Origin of the sequence: Acidovorax sp. HMWF018, assembly GCF_003061035.1 — a bacterium.
Classification (GTDB): domain Bacteria; phylum Pseudomonadota; class Gammaproteobacteria; order Burkholderiales; family Burkholderiaceae_C; genus Acidovorax; species Acidovorax delafieldii.
Genome location: NZ_QAIM01000345.1, coordinates 9,989 through 11,357, shown reverse-complemented (window position 1 = coordinate 11,357; position 1,369 = coordinate 9,989). Strand labels below are relative to the sequence as shown.

General features: G+C 64.6%; 2 protein-coding genes. One reads left to right on the top strand and one right to left on the bottom strand.

Translation table 11 applies throughout. The features are described 5' to 3' along the window. Positions 1 to 609, bottom strand: a 609-nt coding sequence (locus tag DBR23_RS13240) for a LysM peptidoglycan-binding domain-containing protein (protein ID WP_146191336.1), incomplete at its 3' end; no start/stop codon positions are given. A 199-nt stretch (positions 610 to 808) separates the two neighbouring features. On the opposite strand from DBR23_RS13240, the gene def reads away from it, so the two are divergent. Next, a complete protein-coding gene (gene def / locus DBR23_RS13235; RefSeq protein WP_056067873.1) occupies positions 809 to 1,318 on the top strand; it encodes a peptide deformylase in 510 nt (169 codons plus the stop codon). Positions 1,319 to 1,369: the final 51 nt, after the last annotated feature.

Genomic DNA, 1,369 nt, shown 5'->3' with positions numbered 1-1,369 from the left:
TGCCAGCATGGGCGACGCGGCGTCCCCACGCACATAGACACGGTCGCCCGCCGCCATCAGCACGCGCTCTTCGGTCGTCGCGATCACGCGCGGGGCGCTCAGCAGCACTTGCTCGTCCACCACGAGCGGCTCGACCAGGAAGGGCTCGATGAGGTGCTGCTTGAGTGTGGGCAACGCGGAATCAGCCAAACTATCGCTGCGGGTGCGGGGCGAGATGCGCACGGTCTCGGGTTCGCTGGAGCGGCTGGTGCTCAGGCGGGCATAGCCGCCTTCCTTAATAAGGTAAAGCGTCTGGCCAGGAAAGATCAGGTGCGGGTTGGGGATGGTTTTGAGGTTCATGCCCCAGAGCTCGGGCCAGCGCCATGGGCGCTTGAGGTACATGCCCGAAATGCCCCAGAGCGTGTCGCCCCGCTTGACGGTGTAGGTGTCTGGGGCGTTGGGCGCCAGCTCCTCCAGCGGTACACCCCGCTCGGACACCTGCTGCGCTGTGGCGCGCTGGCCGCTGGAAATGGGGTAGTTCTGCGCCTGGGCCGGCATGACCAGCAGGGCGCCAGCAATGATGGTGAGCGCGCCCAGGGCGGTCCGCCGCACGCTGGTGAATGCCGTCATGTTGTTCCTTTTCTCATGCATTGGGAAACGCCCCCTCGCTGGCACCTCGGCGCACAAAGCAGGCGTGCGGCCGGGCAAATACGTTACAAAGCTTCTTAGATTCTCTGCTCAAGCCCTTGATTCGGCAACGATTATTGGCTCGCAGGGCGGCAGTAGGCCGCAAAAGTGGCGAAAATAGCGACATCTCTTACCTGCAGCCATGGCAATCCTTCCCATTCTCTGTTACCCGGACCCCCGGCTTCACAAGGTCGCCCGCCCCGTCCAGGCGGTGGACGACCGCATCCGCACGCTGGTGGCCGACATGCTGGCCACGATGTACGACGCGCACGGCATTGGCCTGGCGGCCACCCAGGTGGACGTGCATGAGCGGCTGGTGGTCATCGACGTGTCGGAGGAGCGCGATCAGCCCCTGGTGCTGATCAACCCCGAGCTGGTCTGGACCAGCGCCGAAAAGCACCTGAACGAAGAAGGCTGCCTCTCGGTGCCTGGCATTTATGACGGGGTGGAGCGGTTTGATGCCGTGCATGTGCGGGCGCTGGACGCCCAGGGCCAGTCCCGCGTGATCGAGGCCGATGGCCTTCTGGCGGTCTGTATCCAGCACGAGATGGACCACCTCATGGGCAAGGTGTTTGTGGAATACCTCTCCCCCCTCAAGCGCAACCGCATCAAGACCAAGATGGTCAAGCAGCAGCGGGAGGCGCGCGGGTGATGCGCGCAGCGCTCTGCGTCCGCTGGGGCGTCAGAGTGCTGGCGCTGGTTG